The sequence below is a fragment of the Candidatus Stygibacter australis genome (genome assembly GCA_030765845.1).
Taxonomy (GTDB): domain Bacteria; phylum Cloacimonadota; class Cloacimonadia; order Cloacimonadales; family TCS61; genus Stygibacter; species Stygibacter australis.
Window position 1 is genome coordinate 1 of record JAVCDJ010000129.1, and the last position, 23,343, is coordinate 23,343.

The following is a 23,343-nucleotide window of genomic DNA, read 5'->3' on the forward strand; positions in this document are numbered from 1 at the left end:
TTCGACTGATGAAACTGTGAATGCTTGGAGTGAACTTTGTCGGTAAGCCGTGTGCGGGAAAACCGCATGCACGGTTTGACGAGGGGGACAGGTGGATAGAATAATTGAAGCCTGTCTCTACTCTACTAGCTAAATTCTTTTAAACTAATAAAGGTGGCTGCAGGCAGCCACCTTTATCAGTATATAGCAAGTTGAAGTTTTCTTTATTTCAGCAATATTAGTTTTCTGATCAGCATCGTATCTGATGTTTTGAAATTGAGGAGATAAATACCGCTGCTCTGATTTTGAGGATTCCAGATGAGTGAGTGTTTTCCAGCAGGAAGTTCACAATTAAGTAGAGTTTCCAGTTTCTGACCTTTCACATTATAGATTTCTATTAAGGCAGTGCCTGGCTCTGCTAATTCAAAGTGAATATTGGTTTCCGGATTGAAAGGATTGGGATAGACAGTAAGCAGATTACTGGCAGGCAGAGGATCACTATTTCCTAAGGGAAGATTGATCATAACTGGTGATAAATAATCACCGCAGGTCATATCTGCCTGAAAGCTGAACCTGTAATCGATTGGCTGCAATTGGTTGTTTTCTGATTCCTGATAATATAACTCAAAGTCATCTTCATAGAAATAGTTACTATAGAGCATAAGAGAATAATAGCATTTGCCAAAGATAGAGGAATAATCAAGTAACTTGCAAATACTGCGTTTTTCACCATCAACGAAAGCTGCAATGCTGGAATTCTCGGGTAGTGGATCATCTGAGGATAACACCATTGTGCCATTGAATTCATAGGAATACAGATCAAAGTCTCTGGAGCTTTCATCCTGATTGAGGGTGAAATTATCATGACGGGCAACCGGTTGAGGATAGCTGAACTCAATACCCGTATTGGCATTCAGCATGTAGCCACCTAATGGCTGCAATTGAGTGAGACTTCCAAACCAGCCCATACCTTCATAATATATTGAGCTTTGGGTTTGACTTTTGATACTAATACCGGCATTATCCAAGGCTGCAAGTGCAAAATTGATATCTTCCGGAGTTTGAGGAGCATAGGAAATCCAGTTCCAGCCCGTGGTCAGACTATAGATCATTGACTGTGGGTCAACAGGTAACCCTGTATATTCCCAGGTGACATTATTAAGAGCATTCAGTTTATAGAAAGTGAAATTATTGATCTCTGTTAGCGAGCCAAACCAGCCCATGCCGTCATAATAAATCGCACTTTGGGTTTGACTCTTGATGGAAGCAGCATTATTACCCAGAGTACTCAAAACGTTATTGACTGACATGTCATCACCTGCGATATTAAGAGATAACCAGTTCCAGCCAGGGATCAAATCTTTGCTCAACGTAATTCCTGTTCCAGGAGTGACAATGATCTCTACATCATCAAAATCCGTTGATCTGGCTTGATTATCATCAATCGTGAAAATGAGGACTTCTGAGCCACTCCATCCAGCTTCAGAAGTAAATGTTACTATAAGATCAGAAATGTCTACATTAATATGCTCTTCACCAGTTACCATAAGCATTAAGTCCACATTGTCCACATCGTTCACATAGTTCGCAAAATCTACTTCCAGTGAACCATCTTCAACAAAGGTAAAGCTATCCGGCAGCTCAATAGTTGGTGCATCATTAACCGGAGATATGTTAACTACAGCCGTATCGAAGCAAAATGCCCCTTGACTATCGGTTGCAATTATGGTAAATTCTGCGATACCAAACCAATTTGATACTGAAGAAATTGTTAATATTTCTCCATTAATACTGACACCTATTTCTCCGCTTTCATATTCTGCAGAGTAGTCCAGTACATCATCATTCTGGTCGGTAAAATGGTCACTTAAATCAATCTCAAAATCAACAAAATCCTCCAGTTTGTTATAATCATAAAGAGGCAGGATTAATTCTGGCGGATAATTACCTACTGTGACGCTGCCATTTGTGATATTCATAATATAAGTTTCATTATAATTGAAATCCGTAATCTCAAGGTTACTGAAACCTGTGGCAATTGGAGAAAAATAGAATTCTATCAATGCCCCGCCACCTTCCAGGACTGAGACTGATGTAGCTTCCACGTCTATGTTATCTCCATTATCAGTAATCAAAATTGTTGCATTTTCTGATAATGTACCTACCACGGAATGACCGTCATAAGCTATTACATTATTGTCAAAACTCAAAGCAAAATTATAGCTTGTGACATTCCAGGCTAATACCAGTGGAGATGTTGAGACTATCGCAGGTTCCGGATCCTCCGGATCTAAGATTAAGTTATTAACTGCGATTTCAGCATCTTCCAGATCACCCATAGAACTGTAAACGAATATATTCCAGGTTACAGTGTCAAAAAATTCGGAATCGGTAACTTCTCCGGTTACAATATAATTGCCCACACCAAAATCATAGTCAAATGCATTTAGTGATGAACTGCTTTCCAGATCATCATTAATATACCAGTTATAAGTCAAAGTTTCATTATCAACATCTTCTACTGTTAATGCAAAAGCTACATTTGCAGTCGAGGCAGAGGATTCTATTGTAACAAAAAGACCTAGATCTACCGGAATATAGGCTGTTATCTCAGGCGCATCATTGACAGGGTTAACTATCAATGTCACAATAACTGTATCGCTGTAATCTTCTCCATCATAAACTCTATATGAGAAAGCATCTGTGCCATTCCAGTTAAGATCCGGCAGATAAGTGAAATCACCGTTATCAGCAAAATCTAATGCGCCATTGCTGACGTCAGATACCAGTTCTGGGATCAAAGCCAGTGGACTTTCATCAGGGTCATAATCATTAGTCATTACATTATCTGAAAGACCAGCATCTTCATTGAGTGCATATTCATCTGACACTGCTACTGGTGCCAGGTTATCATAACCGCTGACGATAATCTGGGCAATATCCGTAGCAACACCTGCTTCATTATCAGTGACTGTGAGTGTTACTTCCGTTGTTCCTGCAGGAAATTCTGCTAAAACTTCTTCACCTGTGGTATTACCACCTTCCCACGTCCATTGCCAGCTTACGATCTCACCATCAATATCATAAGATCCGCTTCCATTGAGAATGATTTCACAGAATCCAGATACATCTGCCTGACCGGAATATCCTTCCCCTGCATCCGCTATAGGTAGATCATTTACTGGGGTAACAATGATTTCCACATCATCAGAAGCTGTTGCTCTACTCTGCTGATCATCAATAGTAAAGGTGAGTGTCTCATTGCCAAACCAGTTCGCGTCGGCTGTAAAAGTAACATTTAAACCATTTATTTCAACGATTAGGTTTGCTTCTTCTGATACTGAAAGCACTAAATCCTCTATGTCCGCTGCGTCCACATCGTTCACATAGTTTACAAAATCAACTTCCAACATGCCGTCTTCTGTAAAAGTGAAACTCTCCGGCAATTCAATTGTGGGGGCATCATTCACTGATTCAACATAAACCATAATATATGTCATCAGCCAATAGTCGCCGTCAGTTACTTCGATCAAAATATAGCTCTCTCCATACCAGTTCTGCACAGACACAATCTCAAACACGCCGCTTCTCTGCTCAACGATGTTAATTGCTTCCTCATTATAGTCTAAATAGAAAAATAATTCGTCTCCCTCAATATCTTCATAGTACACTTCCAGGTTGAGCATATAAGGTTCAAAATCTTCAAGCAGATATAAATCGTCAGGTTGCTGTAACATTACGGGTGAATCATTAACAGGGATAACCGTCAAGAATATTCCAGTCTCTTCACTAAACGACATGCCGTCATAGGCACGATAAGTGAACATATCATCACCATTCCAGTTCTCTTCGGGAACGTAACTGAAGGTCCCATCATCGTTAAATTCCAGAATACCATGAGTTACATTGGTGACTAACTCTGCAGTTAATGCCTCAGGATATTCATCAGGATCATAATCATAACCATACGCCAGCACAGAATCCATTATTGTTGTATCTTCATCACCTTCGAAAAATTTCGGAAATGCCACCGGTGGTATATTTTCATATTCTGTAATGTTCACGATGGTAGTATCCATTCCAATTCCGCCTTCGTTATCGGTTACAGTGAGTTCTACAATAGTTTCTCCGGTTGGGAATGTTGCCTGTAGCATCTCTCCTGATCCTGAACCACCATTCCAGCTCCAATCCCAGGATATGATCACACCATCAATATCATAAGATGCTTCTCCATTGAGCATTATCTGGCAGAATCCAGTTACATCTGCCTGACCTGAGTATTCTTCTCCAGCATCTACAATCGGTAGATCATTTACTGGATTAACGATCAAAGTCACTATAACTGTTTCACTGTAAGCTTCTCCATCATAAACTCTATAATCGAAAGCATCTGTGCCATTCCAGTTAAGATCCGGTAGATAAGTGAAATCACCGTTATCAGCAAAATCTAATGTACCATTGCTAACGTCAGATACCAGCTCTGCGATCAAAGCCAGTGGACTTTCATCAGGATCAAAATCATTAGTCATTACATTATCTGATAACTCCGCATCCTCATTGAGTGTATATTCATCTGCAATGGCTACTGGTGCCATGTTATCATAACTGCTGATAATCACCTGGGCAATATCTGTATCAATACCAGTTTCATTATCAGTGACTGTGAGTGTTACTTCCGTTGTTCCAACCGGAAATTCTGCTAAAACTTCTTCACCTTCAGCATTTCCACCATCCCAGTTCCATTCCCAGGAAACTATCTCGCCATCAATATCATAAGATCCACTTCCATTGAGCATTATCTCACAGAATCCAGTAATATCTGCCTGACCGCTATATTCATCACCGGCATCAGCAATCGGCAGATCATTAACTGAGGTTACTATGATCTCCACTTCATCAGAAGCTGTCATTCGTCCCTGCTGATCATCAACCGTGAAAGTAATTACTTCAGAGCCATGCCAGTTTTCATCAGGTTCAAAATACATCAGGAGATCATTTTCCAAAATATCCATATTCACTGGAACTGAGAAAGTGAAAAGGATGACATCGCTATCAACATCTTCTATATACTGGCTGAAGTCTATTTCAAGAAATCCATCTTCCAGGATTGTTAAACTTTCGGGCAGATCAATTGTCGGAGCATCATTTACCGAACTAATAAAGAAATCTGCATTAACAGTTTCGCTATAATCTACACCATCAAAAATCCGGTAACTAAAGGTGTCCCATTCATCATAATCAGGATCAGGCTGATAAGTAAATTCACCATTTTCCATAAATTCCAATGTTCCATGAGATACAGTATCAACCAGTTCTGCGATCAATGGCAAAGGCAGCTCATCAATGTCATAATCATTGATCATCACGTTATCAGTAACCTCACTATCTTCCCAGGGGTAATATTCATCTGCAATTGCTACAGGGGCAATATTCTGGTATTCAGTGATAAATACTTCTGCCAGATCATAATGACTGGCACCTTCACTATCTGTAACCGTCAGCATTACTTCAGTGGAACCCAGGTAGAAATCACCTGTAACAATTTCTCCACTAACTTCATTGCTTTCCCAGCTCCAGAGCCACTGAACAATATCATCATCAGGATCATAGGAGCCTGAACCATCAAGAGTTATTTCACAAGTGTCAGGAATATACATAATACCTTCATAAGGACCTCCAGCATCTGCTATGGGATCATCATTCACAGAAGTCACAATAATAGTCATTTCATCAGAAGCTGTTACTCGGCTTTGTCCGTCATTTACAGTGAAAGTGATAGTTTCTGAACCATGCCAGTTTTCATCGGGTTCAAAGTAGATAAATAAACCTTCCTGAATGGCTGAGAAATTATCAGGTTCTGGGAATGTGAGAAGAATTACATCTCCGTCCACATCATCAATGTACAAGCTGAAATCCACTTCCAGGAAGCCATCTTCCAAAATTGTAAAACTCTCCGGTAAATCAATCACAGGAACATCATTAACAGGGCTTACAAACAGATCAACATTTACAGACTCACTATATGCAGCACCATCAAAAATGCGGTAGCTGAATGCTTCCCAGCCATTCCAGTTTGCATCAGGCTGATAACTGAAGTTGCCATCAAGCAATAATTCCAGATTACCATGTTCTATACCTGTAAGTAATTCTGCCGTCAAGGGCAAGGGATATTCATCAATGTCATAATCATTATCCAATACATTGCCGGAAACACTTTCATCTTCCATCAGATAATAGGAATCCATCACAGCTACAGGAGGAATGTTTTCATAACCAGTTACTATAACCTGGGTTGTATCTGTATCTGAAAGCCCTTCATTGTCTGTAACTGTCAGTACAACTTCTGTGTTTCCGATGGGGAATACTGCCAAAGGTTCAGAGCCGGTAGCTTCATTACCACTCCAGATCCATTGCCAAGTTGCGATATCACCATCAATATCATAAGATCCGGTTCCATTGAGCATTATCTCACATGTACCCCCGGCATCTGCTTCACCACTGTAAGGTCCACCTGCATCTGCTGCCGGAGCATCATTGACAGAAGTTACGATAATTTCCACATCATCCACAGCTATTGCTCTGGTAACATTATCGCTAACAATAAATGTAAGTATTTCGCTGCCATTCCAGTTTTCTGAAGCGGTAAAAGTAACCATAAATCCTTCAATATCAACACTTATGTTTACTCCTCCACTCACAGTGAGATACAACTGGTCATAATCATCATCATTAAGATACATCTCGAAGTCAATTTCCAGTTCTTCATCTTCTGCAAAACTAAAGCTTTCCGGCAATTCAATTTCAGGTGGTGAAAGTGTAGTGAATATCGTCTGATTGCCATAGGCAGTTCCCAGGGAGTTAGTAGCATAAGCGCGAACATAGTAGCTGGTTCCTTCAGTAAGATTTCCCATGAAACTTGTGAATGAGCCAACGCCTTCACCATCGACTGTAATCTGGTCTTCCAGGTCCGGTTCAGAGTCTGTGCTCCAGCAAATTCCCCTGGCAGTCACGTCCAGATTTCCATCTGAAATTACTTCTCCACCACCATTTGCTGAAATATAATCTATACCAGTAACAAAAGCTGTTTCCACCTCAGGAAAGCAGATCCCGGTTCCACTCACAAATAGAAATTCAGGTTCACCAAATGCCGGTTCATGGACAATGTAATTCATATATACCCCAGGCTCTTGAGGCAGGAAATGTACATAGATCATATCTTCTAACATACCATTTTCGGGCACAAGGATCAATTCATTGCTAAATGTTCTGTTTCTGCTTCTCCCGGCGCGAGTCTGCAATCCTCTTTCGGGAGTAAGAGATATTTCAAAGCCAGCAGGTGCCGTGATAACCACGTCTCCAAGCAGGTCAATACCCGAAACTGAATACATTGCAGAAGCAGACGCCATACCTGTCTGGATAACTCCAAAATCAGGGAGTTCCGTTACAGAAAGATTCAAAGTTGGCGGAATTACACCATTACCCGTTACCTGAACAAACTTTTCCTGAGAATTCATGGTAAAGTGCATAATGTAGTCATCATATTCAGCTATCATATCAGGGCAGAAGCGCACATAAACCGTAGTTTCAGGAACTTCACCATTCATCTGCTCAATATTAAGCATATCAGAATATACCAGAATACGGCTATCCTCGATTGCCACCTGGAAACCCATGGGTGCAATGATCATAATATCATCAGACATATTGGTGCCAGAAACAGTGTATGATGCCTCTACCGAAAAGGATCCCATTCCCACATTGCCAAAATCAGGCAGGTTTTCAACCGAGATATTCATTATAGCACCAATGGTAACAAAGCTTACTTCCTCTCCATACCCGCAGCCATAGAAATTAGTGGCATAAGCCCTTACATAGTATGTAGTACCAGGCATTAAAGTTTGCATCTCACTGACAAATTCTCCCAATCCTTCACCATCTTCGGTAAACATGTCCATATCTATTGTCGGATTTCCGGCTTCATTCCAGCATATCCCGCGAGTATCTACAGTATTATTTCCATCATGAATAACTACTCCACCACCAAGCGCTGAGTATTCAGTTATTTCTGTGATTTCCGCAGTACTTACCTCAGGTGCACTACATCCCTGTCCTGCTAAGGGAATATGAATTTCATCTTCTGGAGCATTATGGGTGATAACAAGTTCACCACCATAGCTTTGTACTGCTTCAGGAGCAAAGATCACATAGTAATTCTGGTTCATCCAGGGATCAATCTCAATGGGATAAGTTGTACGAGTTGCTCTGCTGTCTTCACCTTCTCTAAAAATGTTCAGAGTATCTAATAGAACTGTAAATCCCTCAGGTATGTTAATATCACCAGTCAAAGTCAGCGAACCCATGTTTTCAATACTGAAGCTTTGCCAGGTTTCTTCTCCAATAACAGTATCCCAGAAATCAAGAGAATCGGGATAGACGCTGATATGAGGATATCCCACATTCATTTCTACCATTATCCATTGCTGCGGCATCATGGGGTCATTACTATCAATCACGATTTCTGCCATATACCAGCCTTCCGGCAAATCTTCAGCATCAAATCCAACCAAAATATCTTCACTATTTCCGGGCTCAATAATTCCGGAAACACTCTCTTCACCATTCAGCGTAAGCCATTCATCAAGAGCCACTGGACTTCCGGTAATCTCAACATCATCAACAAGTGCACCGGCACAAAAATAATCAATATTGTCATAAAGCCGGAAGGCAACTTGAATATTGGAACCTGCATAATCAGCCAGCGAAAGAGTGCGCTGCTGATACGTCATAGTAAGAGTACTCAGATCAAATTCATCCAGAAATGTCCAGGTCATGCCATCGGTCGAGACTTCTATGCCAAAGTTGCCTCCTGCATCAGGTTGATTATATGTTCTGATGAAATATGATAACTGGCAATCAGCAGTAGCAGTAAACATTGGGCTAACCAGTCTGGCATCCTCCATCATATAAGGATCAGCAACAGCAGCATAAGTGCCACTGTGAGGATACATCATGTCCTGCCACCAATCACCCATCATTGCCAGGTCTTCAGTGTACCAATCCATAGGCGGAAATTCATTTTCAAAACCTTCAGAAACTAATACATCCCGATTATCTCGCATATAATCAACACTTGCTGAATATTCCAGATCATCATTACCATTATTTGAAAGTGTCAAAGTACTGGTAGTAGTATTTCCCGGTTGCTGCTCAATAAACAGCATATCTCCAGAATACTCCATTTCCGGTGCCAGACCTGTACCTGTTACTGGCAAAAGTTCCACTGCATCATTCCAGACGTTGCTGATGCTAATATCCCCATCAAAATTCCCATGAGTCTCAGGAGCAAATATAGCATTATAGGTGAAACTGTTACCCTGGAAAAGATGATATTCCAGTACATCATTTCTCATCCCAGGCATTGGCTCTTCCACTGAGTAACCCAATGGCATAGTTATCACTCCATCCAGCTCCAGAGTTCCACTGTTCAAAAGAGTAAATTGCTGTGTAAAAGTCGTCCCTGCTTCTATTTCACCGAAATCCAGACTGCCAGGAGTAACCGTCATATCATATACTCCCACATTGAAAGCCACTGAAATATTCATCATTGGGTCAGAAGTATCATTGCTTAAAAGATATACATCAGCATAATAATCACTATCTACAAGTCCCGCCGAATTGAAGGTAACCTGAATTTCTTCTGCAGGATTTCCAGCAGGTATGATACCTGTTACATTACTGGCATTATTTAAAGATATCCATTGATATGTTGGATTTGCCTCACCTGTTATTACCACATCATCAAGCTTAGCTCCTCTTCCCATAGAATTGTCCAAAACATGAAATGACACTTTGATATTTTGCCCGGCATAAGCACCTAATGCTATTCCTCTTGCTTCCCAATCATAAGGCAGAAATTCCTGGGAAATACTTGATAAAACTGTCCAGTCACTGCCATTTGTAGTCACTTCCACCTGAAATGAACCTGTCATCCATTCTTCCCAGTAATTTTCATTACCTTTATTCCAGTATCTCAGCAGACAGTCTTCAGTTGCAGTAAACCAGGATGTAGTGATCCTGACGTCTTCTTCCATTGAAGATACTTCCGCACAGTAATCTCCATTAAAAGCATCATAATCACTCTGATACCAGTTCTCCCATCCGCTTGTTACTGTACTCCAGCCAGTTGGCGGAAAATCACCTTCAAATCCCTCATTTATTATAATATTGTTAACATTCTCATACCCAACATAAGCCAGGTAATTAATGTCCAGATTTCCTTCATTTCCCAGCGTCAAAACCTGGGTTTCCGTTTCTCCTGGTGTCAATACGCTCCTTAAAACATAAGGATCAAAACTCAATATGGCTTCCACACCTCTTCCAGTGATATCAATCAATGTTTCACCACCAGGAGCATTGTGACTAATTGCTAAAACACCATTATATTCCTGTAATTCTACAGGTTCAAATACGAGTGTAAAATTTACCATATAGCCAGGTTCAATTTCCAGGTCGATTACATTGCGGGTGTTCATCGTTTCACGATGGTGTTCTTCTTCAGGGTTATCTATACTTCGCCAGACTTCTTCATCAATGGTATATCCTTCCGGCACAGCAATAGAACCTTCCAAAGTTGATCCTCCGGAATTATAAATATTAAACCAATCTGTTCTGCTTTCATTGATGACCACATCTCCAAAGGCAAATTCCTCATTCCAGATTTCGCAGGCTGGCGGTGGAATTGGTATCCCGATACCGGTGACATTCACAATCTCAGTATCGCTGTCTGCATTATGCTCAATCACTATCTCTCCGGCATAAGTCATCAATTCCGTCGGCTCAAAATCTACCCGATAAGAATGAAGGCCTTCACCTTCCACGGTGAAAGCAAGAGCATTTCGGTTTAATATTTCTTCCCCATCTCTTGCCCAAAATGATACAGTATATCCTTCGGGAGTTGTTATCGTTCCTGTCAGATCCATTGTTCCCGTATTTTCAATATCAATACCAATTGAACCCATTTCTCCAACAATAATCTCACCATAATCCATGGGATCATCAGCATAAACAGTTATCTCAGGAGGAGTCATGATAATCCAGTCAACACGATTATAAGGGTCATAATCATAACTTTCTCCAGAAAAAGCCCCACTGGCATTGATAAATTCCAGGTTGCCAGCATTCATGTTTCGGTGTACGTTGTAGGAGCTTCCCCAGGTATTTTCAGGAAATGCTGCATCATAACAAGTAAGTTCCTGATCATTGCGGATTTTGAAAAGAGAGCCATTCTCAATTCCATCTCTGAAAATACAATGATTGAAAGCATGATCCTCTTCAACAATACCGTCAATAGTCACATATACTCCATCTGCTGACATGTATTTGAAAGTAGTATATTCAGCAGCAATTGTGCCATCTGTGTTGATATTTAACTCATGATAATTTCCTGCATCATAACTGGTGATTTCCACGGGATATTCCTCAGTTCCCATGCATATAAGCGAACCTCCGGCATTTACATCCAGGGCACATTCATTACCCACCCGTAGTTCGGAATCGCTTTCCAGATAAAGTGTTCCATCATTGATAGTCACATCTCCTGTGCAGTTAATTTCATTACCTTCACAGATCAAAGTTCCACTTTCAATCGTTAAATCTCCTCCCTGAAGCAAAATAAGATCTGATGCCAGAGTTAAAGCATTGTTATCTCTGCTGATATTTCTATCTCCCTCAGGATTTTTATCTATAATCACATTATTGAAAGTAACTCCGCCACCGAAATCATCATAAGCAGCCTCATTCGGTCCATAAAATACCACAGTAGTCTCATAATCCCACCAGCCATCTTCACATAAAATCACATCTCCATGAAAATAATGGGTGAGCTCACCTCCGCCATTATGCCATTCCCCATCCATTACTTGTAGGTCACCCAAAACATTGATGTTATCATTAATTGACACATATTCTCCAGAACAATTTATAATGACGTCATTAAAATCAAAATCTTCCTTGTATGTTTGCACAGTCTGATTAGCTACACCATCAAAGACCACAAGTGACTGCCCCGCAATAAAACCGTCCATAATGTTTACCTCAACGTTTAAATCGAGAAAATTATCACCCACGTGGATTGTAATATTCTCATCCAGAAAGTAACAATTAAGTCCTCCAACACCACCAATGGTAATGTCTCTGTCAACATCCAGCAAACAATCAGTATGCAGCATAAATGTACCATCATAGATTAGTAAATCTCTTAAAGCATGCACAGATTTCCCTTCGGCAAGCTCCAAGTAATAATTCTGCCCGGTCTGCTTAAAAACTTCCAGATCATAAAAGGTCTCATCGCTATTGATAACTGCGGGGATATCTCCTAAAAACCTGACAGTACTCGTGGATTCATCAAATCCATCAATACCATGTTCATTTGTCCAGTCTCCTCCTACCTGGATATCATTGTTTCCTGCGGTAAGTCTTCCTTCTTCTCCTATATAAACTGAACCAACCACATCAAGATCAAAATCTCCTGTTGTCAATCGTCCATCATTTAACGTTAGATCACCATTGATCTGCAGTTCTGACTGCATAGTGCAATTCCCGGTAGTCCCTGATTTATTGATAATAACGTCATTAAAAGAAACATCATCAGCTAAATTGATCTGGGAATTCATACTACCTATGAATTCTATACTGCCTCCATTCAGTTCAACAGTTTCCGTATATAGTGCTCGAAATCCCCAGCCAATTTTCATTGTTCCATGACTCTGTGTGAAATCAGCATCTTCCCCAAACTGAATTCCATTATTGGTCACCTGCATATTTCCCTCGTATATAACTAAATACCCGTTAATAGATTCATGGCTGCCTTCATAGGGCATATCTAATATCAAATCACCTTCCCATATCGCTATATGACCAGAGGAATACTGATGAAAATTATCGATTACGGTAACTGTTCCCGCATACATATACAGATTTCCCTGCATAACCAGATTGCTTACATTTAGTTCTCCTCCAGTATCAATTGTAAGAGCTGAATCGGTATACAAGTCTATCATCCCATCCACTGTCAATTCGTTTCCATATACATCAAAAGTGTTATCTGATAACACTTCCAGATCTCCTGAAATTTGAACTGTGTTATTATTATAGTCATGTATTGAAACTTGACAGTTAGTTTTGTCTATCTTTACATCTCCAAAGCAGGCTTCAGTAGAATATGAATAAATATACGCGGGAATACCTCCATCAAAATATACCACATTACAAGGTTCAAACTCGCAATCTATCCCATTATAAAACGTCCAATTGCCACCCACATGAAATTCTCCATCAGTTACATAAGCCCCTGAACCATTAAACCAGGTAACGTCATCTGCCACATTTATTATATCATCTTCACTATCCATATTTAAGCCACCATAAAATAAAAGATCATCACCAATTGACAAAGTGATATCATTGATCTGGATAAACCCGTGTTCCACCACCAGGTCACCATCAATTGTAGTATCATAATTAAATATCACTCTGTTTAAACGGTCTCTTTCTTCCTCTTCACGTGTGCCTGATCCTTTATTTACACGCACATTGCGAAAGCTGCTCCCGGAATTATTGTAACAATAAGCCGTTCCTCCGCCATATAGCTCAATCTGACCACCGGTGGGACTGAAACTGTCATTCTCCACTTTAAAATCTCCACTGGTTCTGATAATTCCGCCAGTGATGATATCATTAAGCTCATGACCCGTTTCTGAGATCAATATTCCATTATCCTTGAAATCAAGCACTCCATCTTCCATGTAAACGGTTATATTTCTGGAAGTTGCCCATTCACTGGGCCAGGGATAACCTCCATGAATATTGAATTCTCCTTCATATATCCAGATATTCGCATCCAGATCCACATATTCAAAACTGGTGGTTCCCTGATGCAAATCTATCGTTCCGCTTTCGAGTATATAATTACCCAGCACACGAGGATCTGCCAGGTCTTCTGCAATAAAACTTCCTCCATTTACCCTCACTGTTCCTAAATCAAATTCCAAGCTTTGACAGACAAATTCGTTGTTATTGGATACAATCAGTTCTCCACCAAAGTCTTTATCAAGTATAACCGTATTGAAATTTGTCTCATTCACATACTGATTGTTATTTTCACCGTTAAAAATTACTGTAGTATTAGTACCTGCAAATGTACCGGATTCTCTGATCCAGTCCCCAGAAACAATTATCTCAATATCTTCTGCACTTAATGAACCGTCAATAACCAGTGACTCTAATTCGATATCACCGTACATACCCATATCTGCACCACTAACTATGTTAATATCCTTATATATACTGGTTATTCCAGGGGTAAAGGCACTTGCATCGACAAAATTCAGCGTGCCTTCTTCAAAGGTGACTTTTGCGTTTTCATTGACTGAAAAAGTGCCATGCACCATGACAGCAGCTTCGGTAAGTACTCTAAATTCAGCACCTGGATATACATAAAAATGAAATATTACTTCCAGCTCTTGATCAGATTCGGAGCTGAATACAACTTCATGGTCATTCTGTTTATAGATAATCAGCTCATAAAACACATGATTCTCTGCATTTATTCGAATCAATGCATCTTCTGATCCCAGAAACATAACCTCACTGTAATTTAAAGTAACCTCTGCACCCGCATCAGCATACCAGCTACCTTGTATGTTTATTTGCCCCCCGGCAGTATCGTAGAGATGGGATGTCCCATACCAGTGAACATTTCCGAATAATTGTAATCTTGCCTGAGGACCATCACTTGCTAAATGAACTTCACCATGTATATTTGCTGACCCATATACTGCTAAAGATCGGTTTCCAATCGTTAAACTTGCACCTTCAGCAACAGTCAGGTTTCTGCATTGGTTGGTATCAAAATAACCTATCACTGGATAATTTGCTGCACCTTCAGGGATCAAAACATCAGTATCCTCATCAGGTACAATTCCGTTTACCCAGTTTCCTTCCTCATACCAGTATGTGCTAACTGCTCCACTCCATACTCCTGGTCCTTCTATATTTATCCGGTAAGTGCAGGAATTATCATTCTCTGACCATACACATACCCCATAATAATCAGTATCCGTAATTGTTACTGAAATTGATTCATCTTCTCCTGCTCCATTACTGGCACCCCAGGTGACCATGTCTCCTATTGACTGAAAATAGTCACTGTTTTGTGATGAAAAAAATCCTATGTTCAAATCAGCAGATCCCGAGAGAATATCAAGCGAGATGGAATATACTCCCGGATTCAAATATGTATCCCAGATTTGAACAACGTCCGTTGATTGCCAGCTTTCCACCGGATTTAATCCGCTAACCAGATTCTCTCCGGCACCGCCCTCTTTCTCTACTCGTGCATTACTGGAAGTTGTTTCATCATCATAATGCCCCACTCTCACTCCCATGTCATAAGATGCTGTGTGATTTCCATCAATGGCTATGAAATTTACGTTTCTAAAATAATCCTCTGAGCACACAGTCTCCTGCGAGAAAGAGGTATCACTATATAGCCTGATTCCCCAGTTATCATATATGTCGTTTGACCGTACTCCTGCTATGCCCCAGTTATTGGTTGGATGATCAAGCATGAAGAAATCCGGGTCAGTCTCCGTGAGTATCCCCAGGTCTTCAGGAAGTTCCCCTAAACTGCCACCTGGAATAATGGTAAAATCTCCATAACTGCCATCAGCTCCTATCAATGTCCCGTTCTGATCATAGAGCCGAACCCAGATCCTGCATTTCTCCGAATCTATATAATTTGGCACTGTCCAGATGTGATGACCAATATCAGGGATATTATTCACAATATAATTCGCAGTATTAACTTCACTGTCTGTTGCATAAAGAATGCTTACTGTTTGATTTTGACCTGCTGGTGTATCACCCTGCCAACTGATTTCGCATATATCAGTACCGGCATATACCTCTCCTGAATCTCCTGCTCCAGACTGATAATAACGCAAATCTCCATGGGGATATGAAAGATTTATGGCATTGCCATACCCTCCTCCGGGAATTATTGTATAAGCTTCTCCAATTATCGATTCATCATACCACTCAATAACCGAAGAATTGGGGTCATGTACACCTACTGTATTATCGGTTTCATTGTATCCCATAGCTGTGACGAAATGATTCTCATTGATCCAAAGCATCATAGGAAATCCATCTTGCACATAGTCACGTACACGATCAAAATACCAGTTCGGCTCATGATCTTGATATCTTGACCCGGTAAATTCATAATTATTCCGATCATTTGTTACTGCCAATGTCCCTGACACCATGTTTCTACAAAATGTTCCTCCAATATCGTCTGTTTCCATATCTTCTTTCAGTTCCCATGATGTGTTTGGCACGTGATAATCAATAGATGCTCCATCGACTTCTGCAAAAACCCAATCCACAAGTTTAGAGTAATTTTGCACAGTATTAATGGAGTTATAATCATACCAGCCAAGAAGCATTGCTGCTGCCGTAGGTCCACAGCCATAATGCCAGGGATAAAATGGCATGTATTCATGATTTACAAGACATACCTGACTTCTGGTTAATTCCCGCTCACCACTCTCAAATGCTGACCATTCAGCACTATAATCTTCTCTATCACAAAAAAAATCAATACTTTCTGCAAACTCAATAAAATCCCCTTCTTCTACTACTTTTGCTGGAGGTAATACTCTAATATATTTTCTTTCTCCATTGTTACTCACACAATACCACACATTAGCAGTTGTCAGATAGTATGTTTTTTCCAGAGTATAACCTTTTCCTATCTCTTCTTCTGCCAAAGACCGTAATTTATCACCAAGTAAATACTCATGGGAAAGAGATTCAGAGTGTTGCAGTATCACTGGCATATCTCTGCGTGCACTCAAAAGCATCGAGCAAAATCCCTCATTCGCTGAGATATCAGGTTCATCAGGAAATTTATCCCCTTTAAAGAAATTGTATCGATAAGCCACAATTTCTTCATCACTGTAATAATACGGAATCACGTCACCTTTGGTTACTTCCCCCCAAAGAGCTTCGGCATTCCTCATTGCTATGTCTTCAATTACATTCGCTGGCACTATATCATTATTAGAAAACAATGCCGATACCACAAAAAGTAAAACCAAAAAAATCATAGAGTTTTTCATAACTCCCTCCAGTTTGTTTTATTTATTCTATTTATTTCTTCTTGAATTTGATAGAAATGGATTGGTTTGGAAAAGAAGCTCTCTGCGCCTCTCTCCAATGCATCTTTTTTTATCCTGTCACTAACATTACTCGAAATCATCACTACCTTAGTTAGGGGATATTTCTGCTTGATTTCTTTTAAGAAGCTGATCCCATTCATTTCCGGCAAATTGATATCCAGAAACACTAAACCTATATCCTTTTCCGTAAGCATCTCGCGTGCAAGTGATGGTTTCCCTGCTGTAAATACATCGTAATTCCTGTGCAAAAGATATTCTGCCAGTTCATCACAAATCCTGCTGTCATCATCTAAGACAAGTATGCTTTTCATATCATATACCTCGGTTTCATTACTTTTACTATAAGCAGTCCGAGTTCCACATGGTGATATTTCTCTTCCAAAATTTACTATAAAATCAGTATCTATATTTAATTATTCAAGTTATCTTTAAATTAAGTGTCCTCTGTATTATTTTCCTCTTCCTCAATATTCCCCCAGTTGTAGCAAATTTTTTGTAGCAATCTGCTACAATGTCCCATCTTGCTACAATCCACGACTAACGACTAACACCCTTCTCACTTTCCCCTTCTTCCTCTCTTCACTCTTCACTATTCACCGTTCACTTTTTGATATTTCTCCAGTCGCCTGATCAAGGTATGTCTTGATACTCCCAATATCTCTGCGGCTTTTGTCTGATTGCCATCCGTCTTTTGCAGAGCACTCAGTATCATTTCACGCTCTTTATCTTCCAGATTCCAGGTCTCATTTTCTACGCAATTGTCTTTATTACCATTATTGCAAACCGGAAAGCTCTTCGCACCCAAAACTTTATCTTTACTGAGTATCAATGCCCTTTCAGTCAGGTTTTTCAATTCCCGCACATTACCCGGAAAATCATAACTTTTAAGTAATTGCAGAGCTTCTTTGCTGATTTCGGGAACTACTCTGCCATTTTGACCACAGAATTTATTAATGAAATGCTCCAGTAAAGGTTTTATATCTTCCCGCCTTTCTCGCAGCGGGGGAATATCTATGACTATGGTATTTAAACGATGATAAAGATCAAGCCTGAAACTACCTTCCTCAATACTCCTGCCCAGATCATGATTAGTAGCTGCCACTATCCGCACATCAGAATCAATATCATGCTCAGTCCCTATTCTTCTAAATTTCTTCTCTTCTATCACTCGCAAAAGTTTGCTCTGCATCTCCACCGGCATATCTGCAATCTCATCCAGAAACAATGTTCCCCCTCTTGCTAGCTCAAAAACCCCTTTTCTATCATCTATCGCACCAGTAAATGAGCCCTTCTTATGTCCAAAAAATATGCTCTCCATCAATGTCTCTGGTACTGCTGAACAGTTTATAGGAAAGAAACTCCCTCCCTTTCTGTTACTGGAATAATGGATTATGCGGCTAACGATCTCTTTCCCGGTACCACTTTCACCTGTTATCAGCACGTTTACATCATATCCTGCAACATTTATGGCGTTTTCCAGAACTTCTTTGATTTGCCTGCTCCCGCCAATGAATTCCCGCTCCAGTGAATTTTCCAGTTCCATCGATATCAAAGAATTACGCTCTTCATATTCCTGCAGCTTCTGCTGAATCCTGATAAATTTTCTAGTCCTGCTGATAGCTATCTTAGCATCCATCTGCCGAAACGGCTTTTTAAGAAAGTCTATTGCACCCAGTCGCATCGCTTCTATCACGGTGTCCATATCTCCATGACCCGTTATCATGATCACTTCCAGCTCTGCAATTTCACTTTTCAGTTTCTCCAGAAGTTCCAGTCCATTGGCATCACCCAGCATCACGTCTAAAAACAATATATCTGGCTTCTCTTTCCTGATCAGTGCTAATCCCTGTTCCAATGAATTTGCTGTTTCCACCCAATATCCCTGTCTTTGCAAATATTCCTGCAGCTCCATCGTGATGCGTTTATCATCATCTAAAATCACTACTCGCAAATCCATATATTTAATCTCCCGTTTTAGCAAAGTTAAGATTTATTATTGTACCTTTGCCAACTGCAGAATTTATATTAATACTGCCCTGCATTTCATTAATAATTCCCCGTGCTATGGCTAAACCAAGTCCTGTTCCTTTACCAGCTTCTTTGGTGGTATAAAATGGTTTCATCACACTGCCCTGTATATTTTCTGCTATCCCGCCACCATTATCCGCTACCTGCACCACTACGCCATCCTCACGCACTTCAGACCTTACGCAGATTTTCTTTTGATAGCCCTTTATTCCTCTTTGATTCATCTCTTCCACTGCATCTCGCGCATTGGATAGTAAGATCAATATCACCTGCTCAAAACTATAAAGATTACCCTGAAGTCTGGGCAAATTATCAGTTAGTTCCACTGTTATCTTTATCTGATGTTTACTGAAACGGGCAGTGGTCATACGCAATGCATTATGAATGCTTTCATTAAGGTCTATCAGTTCCTGTTTTTCCTCTGACTGATTGTGTGAGAAAGTGCGAATATGATCAGTTATCCGGCGCATACGCTCAATATCATCATTCATAAATCCAGATTTTTTCTCTATATACTCCTGATCTGCATAACCCTCTTTTAATGCTTCTCCCAAATTTTCCAATGTAAATGATATACTCTGTAAAGGCTGATTGATCTCATGCACTATTCCTGCTGCCAGTTCACCCAGGATAGCCAGCCTTGATTGTTCCATCGCTTTCTGTGCCTGCCTTATTCTACGTACTTCTGCTTTACGGCGCAGAGATATTGATATCACGATCACCAGCAATATCACTAATATCAATACGAGAAATAATAGATTGCGTGACCGCTTATGGGCTTTGAGCTGCAATTCCTGCAATTCCGCATTCTTCTTTAAAAACTCTATCTCATTTTCCTTTTTCTCCGTCTCATACTTCATTTCCAGCTCTGCTATCTGTTTATGTTTCTCCTCAGTGAACAAACTGTCCTGCATTCCCATAAAACTGTTTCTATAATATAGTGCAGACTCAAAATCACCTTTTTCGCTGTAAACCGCAGCCAGATCTGAATAAGAAGAAAATCGTAATGACTCCAGATTGTTGTCCTCTGCCAGCTCTAATGCCTGTAAATGATATTCTACCGCCTTGCCGTACTCTTTTCTGTTAAAATAATAATTACCATAATTCTCATAATAAGTTGCTTTTATCTGAATATTATTATACTGCTGAAGATATTCTGCTGTTTCCTCCAGATAGGCTCGGGTAAGATCATACTGCTCCAGCGCTATGTATAAGGAAGTTATATTACTGATCCTGTTCATTATCCGATGCGGATTTCCTATCTCACGCTCAATTTCCAGTGCTTCCAGTAAATAAGCAAGTGCCTGATCATAATCTTCCATATCACGATAAATATATCCCAGATTATTCAACCTTACAGCAATTTTGGAAAGATCACCATATTTCCGGTCAATTGCCAATGCTCGCTGATAGTACCCAATAGCTTTCTCTTCCTCATTCCAGGCTTCATAAACCATGCCAATGCTGTTTAACACAGTTGATATATCTTCCTCATTACCATAAGTTTCTTCCGCCTGAAGTGCGTCTTGTAAATATTCCATTGCCTTATCATAACGTGCCTGTTTATAATAATTTATCCCCAGATTATTTAGTATGGTGATTTCTTCCGGTTTATCATCCAGCTTTTTGGCAATTTTCAATGCTGACTGATAGGTGATTTCTGCCTGTTCATATTGCATCAATAAATCCTGACAGTAAGCAACATCTCCCAGCCGCATTCCATAAGCAGGTGATGAATCCCCTTCCAGTTCCTTCACCAGATCCGCTGCCTGTTCATACCAGTTCAATGCCGATTTCAAATCATTCAGGTAATAATAGCTGTCTGCGATTAACCGGAATATTTTCGATTCAGAGGCTGTGTCTTTCTCTTCTCTGGCTATTGCCAGCGCTTTTTCCCCGGTTTCCAAAGCCATTGCTGGATCAGAACCAGACTGCTCTTCAAGCTTCATCAACATTCCCGCAAGCTCTTCACCTGCAGCTGCTGTTAACTGAAAAAAGACTATTATGACCACAAATACAAAAATTAACTTAACCCCTCTCATAAATACACCTTTTATTAAATGAATGTAATTCATTTAAAATGTTTTGGCAATTTACTGTCAACTCAAAAGAATATCACGCATCCTCCAGGAATTAAAATATTTTCTGCGAATAAGTGCATGTGCAGCGCTGGTGTACTCACAGGTGCGGCGCAGATGACGACTGCTATCAAACCATCCCCGACGAAAAAACTGCTGCGGATAATTACATAGATTGCAACTGATAACTGCACGTAATTCTCGCCGCACTTCCAGAGTACAGTTAGCGCTGCAAGTCTCACTTATCTAATCACTTATCTATTAGAAACATGCCCCGAATATATAAAAAACAGGGGGATGCCTGAAAAGAATATAACTGGCATCCACCCGTTTTTCATCTGAATTTTATTCTCAACTCTCCAGAATAATTTATAAACAATCAGTCCCTTAAAAATGATTGTCTCTCTACTCCCATTAAGATGTCTGATCGTGTATAGGCAGGAACAACCTTCCTTTTTTTAAGTAAATTTCATGTCTCTGCCGCACAGGCAAAATTGCTCCAGAAAATTATCTGGATTGCCTCAAAAACACCACTGTATGCATTTAAGAAGCATACTGGCAGCATACTGGTAACAAGGTAACGTCCCAAAAGTTGGTGTAAATTTAGAAGGAGAAAAAGATGTTTATATTTATTTGTTGCCACAAAAAAAGAGACTCCTTTATTAGAATCTCTAAAAACCAAAAAGGAGTCCCCTATGAACGCTGCTGTTAATATTACAGTCCGTGATTTTGTCAAGCTGAGATTGGCACAAAACCTTGAAGACTTTGATTTCCGTGTTGCCCTTGAGGAAATGATCCAGAACATCATCGAAACTCAATTCTCAGTTGAATTAGGTGCCATTCGATATCAACGATCTAAATTGAGAGAAAACTATCGAAATGGTCATAGGAAAAAGAACTTAATAACGGGGTTTGGAGAGCTTAATCTAAAAATACCCAAATGCCGCAGGGGTAGTTTTTTCCCCAGTATCTTAAATCGCTATGAGCGGATCGTAGATGCCGTAATCGGTGTAATTCAGGAGGCTTATATTCACGGAGTATCAACTCGCAATATGAAATATCTTTATAAAGAGTTATTATCTGAAGGTCTTTCCAGGAGTACAATTAGTCGTCATACTGCAAAGTTATTAGAAGAGATTGAGAAATGGAATAATCGGCAGCTATCAACTGAATATGAGTACATCTGGCTTGATGGTAAATTTACCAAAAAGCGCCATAACCACCAAAAACAATCAGTAGTAGTATTACATGGACTTGGATTAACAGCGAAGGGAGAAATTGAAAGTCTTGGGTATTTTCTGGCAAATAAGGAAAACGAATCCAATTGGAGAATATATCTTAAAGGTCTTCAACGCCGTGGTCTCAAACATTGTAAATTATGGATCAGAGATGAACATAAAGGATTAACAAAAGCCTTAGATAAGATGTATTCTGGCCAACTTCAACAGCGCTGTATAGTTCACTGGATCAGGAATGTCCTTGATCAGATTAAAATCAAAGATAAGCCCATAATTACTCTGCGCTTAAAGGAAATAAATAATTGTATAAGCCTTGAAGGTTTCAACGATGCTTTCAATCGGCTATGCTCAACACTTGAAAAAGAAGGTTATAACAACCTGGTTGATGAAATTGAATATGCAAAATTGGATTTAATAAACTTTCTACAGTTTCCTGAATCTCATTGGAGTAAAATCAAAAGTACAAATCCAATAGAGCGCCTTAATGAAGAGTTAGAAAGACGTTTTAAGACAATACCAATATTCCCCACAGATAGCAGTATAGCCCTATTAGGTGGATCAATATTGATGGATGTGACAGAGAGTTGGAGAAAGAGAGGTAATTATATGAATAAAAAAGAAAAGAAAATCATAAACGGAATATTTAAGTGAAAAAGCTAATAATCGTAAGTTTTTCAGTGGAATCTTGTATGTTTTTGCCTTCATTTCTGAACTGGCAAAATTCCGCTATAATAGAACAAAATAAACAAATACATTTACACCAACATTTGGGACTTGACT

5 protein-coding genes are annotated in these 23,343 nt (G+C 39.8%); 1 reads left to right on the plus strand and 4 read right to left on the minus strand.

The genetic code is table 11. From position 1 onward, the window contains the following. Window positions 1-203: 203 nt before the first annotated feature. The 4 genes from RAO94_06545 to RAO94_06560 form a co-directional block, all read right to left on the minus strand. Window positions 204-17,159 carry a tandem-95 repeat protein gene (locus tag RAO94_06545; GenBank protein MDP8321991.1) on the minus strand — a complete coding sequence of 5,652 codons (16,956 nt, stop codon included), beginning with the start codon at window positions 17,157-17,159 and terminating at the stop codon, window positions 204-206. Then, on the minus strand, window positions 17,156-17,530 hold the full coding sequence (locus tag RAO94_06550; GenBank protein ID MDP8321992.1) for a response regulator: 375 nt from the start codon (window positions 17,528-17,530) through the stop codon (window positions 17,156-17,158). Before RAO94_06550 ends, RAO94_06545 begins: the two co-directional genes overlap by 4 nt. A 278-nt stretch (window positions 17,531-17,808) precedes the next feature. Continuing rightward, window positions 17,809-19,176 carry a sigma-54 dependent transcriptional regulator gene (locus RAO94_06555; GenBank protein MDP8321993.1) on the minus strand — a complete coding sequence of 456 codons (1,368 nt, stop codon included), beginning with the start codon at window positions 19,174-19,176 and terminating at the stop codon, window positions 17,809-17,811. A gap of 4 nt (window positions 19,177-19,180) precedes the next feature. Next, the gene (locus RAO94_06560) at window positions 19,181-21,289 is read right to left on the minus strand and encodes a tetratricopeptide repeat protein (protein MDP8321994.1); all 2,109 of its coding nucleotides are present in this window, start codon (window positions 21,287-21,289) and stop codon (window positions 19,181-19,183) included. A 731-nt stretch (window positions 21,290-22,020) separates the two neighbouring features. Between RAO94_06560 and RAO94_06565 the strand changes: the two genes are divergently transcribed. After that, window positions 22,021-23,214, plus strand: a complete 1,194-nt coding sequence (locus tag RAO94_06565; GenBank protein ID MDP8321995.1) for an IS256 family transposase — start codon at window positions 22,021-22,023, stop codon at window positions 23,212-23,214. The last annotated feature ends 129 nt before the right edge of the window (window positions 23,215-23,343 follow it).